The 1,609-nt window shown below is 63.6% G+C and carries 2 protein-coding genes; both read left to right on the top strand.

The features are described 5' to 3' along the window. The first annotated feature begins 165 nt into the window (after positions 1-165). On the top strand, positions 166-1,044 hold the full coding sequence (locus A3A5_RS0120075) for a site-specific integrase (protein WP_018312316.1): 879 nt from the start codon (positions 166-168) through the stop codon (positions 1,042-1,044). A gap of 8 nt (positions 1,045-1,052) precedes the next feature. Further along, on the top strand, positions 1,053-1,609 hold a 557-nt coding region (locus tag A3A5_RS0120070; RefSeq protein WP_018312315.1), incomplete at its 3' end, for a transposase zinc-binding domain-containing protein.

The following is a 1,609-nucleotide window of genomic DNA, read 5'->3' as shown; positions in this document are numbered from 1 at the left end:
ACTAAACCGCTGACGCGGTAGTGGGAGGGAGGCGAAGGTCAGTGCCTAGCGTTCGGCTAGGACGGTTATCGGATGCCGGGCCAGGGGGAAGGGACGAGCAGGCGGCTGGGAGCAGGATGGAGGTGCCCAACGGGCATTCCATTCACTGTTCCCAGGAGGTCCGTCATGACCCCGCTCCGCCAACGCATGCTGCACGACATGCAGATCCGCAACCTCGCAGACAACACCCAGAAGTCCTATCTGCTGCAGGTGTCAAATTTCGCCCGGCACTTCCGTCGCTCGCCTGAACTACTCGGCCCGGAAGAGATCCGTGCCTGGCTCATTCATCTGCGCGAGGAGCGCAAGCTGGCCCCTGGCAGCCTCGGTGCAACGATCGGCGCACTGCGCTTCCTCTACCGCGTGACGCTCAAGCGACCCTGGAGCGACGAGGACTTTCCGTTGCCGAAGAAGCCGTTCAGACTGCCGGTCGTCCTGAGCAAGGAGGAGATCACCGCCTTCTTCGAGTCGATTGCCAGCCTCAAGCAGCGCACCATCCTGATGACCGCCTACGCCGCCGGCCTGCGCGTGTCGGAAGTCGTCCATCTGAAGGTCACCGACATCGACAGCCAGCGCATGGTCATCCGTGTGAACCAGGGCAAAAATCGCAAGGACCGCTATGTAATGCTGTCGCCGCGCCTGCTCGAGATCCTGCGACAGTACTGGCACGACGCTCACCCCCGGGAGTGGCTCTTTCCGGGCGACATCCCCGGCCAGCCCATCACCCGGTTTGCCGTGGCACGGGCATGCAACCTCGCGCGACAGCGCAGCGGCATCAGCAAGCCCATCACGCCGCATCCGCTGCGTCACGCCTTTGCCACGCATCTGCTCGAGACCGGCACTGACGTGCGCAGGATTCAGTTGTTGATGGGACACCGCTCCCTCGCCACAACTTCGCGTTACCTGAAAGTGGCGACCAGCACCGTGTGCGCCACCACGAGTCCTTTCGATCTGCTACCGCACGCCGAACCCATTCCCCCTCAGCCCGCCACGCCCGAATACTTCTGAGCACGGACATGGGTGTGGCACTCGTGCTGGCGGACATCTTCCGCGGGTCACAGTACCGGCAGACACACGCTGACGGGCTCGGTCGTGCCCAGCGGCGCGTGATGAGCGCGATCGAGCTATGCCGGACCGCGGCGCTCGGTGGCCATGTCGAGCAGTGCGATGCCTGCGGCCATCAACGGATTTCTTATAACAGCTGCCGGAATCGCCACTGTCCCAGGTGCCAGTCGCTCGCCCGCGCGCAATGGCTCGAACACCGCCAGGCCGAACTGCTCCCCAAGGTCGAATATTTCCACGTGGTCTTTACGCTTCCCGAGCCGGTCGCGATGATCGCCTACCAGAACAAGCGCACGCTCTACGATATCCTGTTTCGCACCAGCGCCGAAACCCTGCGCACGATCGCCGCCGATCCGAAACACCTGGGCGCCGAGATCGGCTTCATCACAGTCCTACATACCTGGGGACAGAACCTGCAACACCATCCGCACGTGCACTGCGTGGTACCGGGCGGTGGCATCGCCCCGGACGGCGAACACTGGGTCGCCTGTCGTCCCGGTTTCTTCCTGCC

The organism is Cupriavidus sp. UYPR2.512 (assembly GCF_000379565.1).
Lineage (GTDB): Bacteria > Pseudomonadota > Gammaproteobacteria > Burkholderiales > Burkholderiaceae > Cupriavidus.
The sequence above is the reverse complement of the archived record's forward strand: the minus strand, read 5'-3'. Positions and strand labels throughout refer to the sequence as shown.

Excerpts from the sequence above, each read along its gene's own strand:
- A3A5_RS0120075 (WP_018312316.1), top strand. The coding sequence starts at position 166 with ATGACCCCGCTCCGCCAACGCATGCTGCACGACATGCAGATCCGCAAC.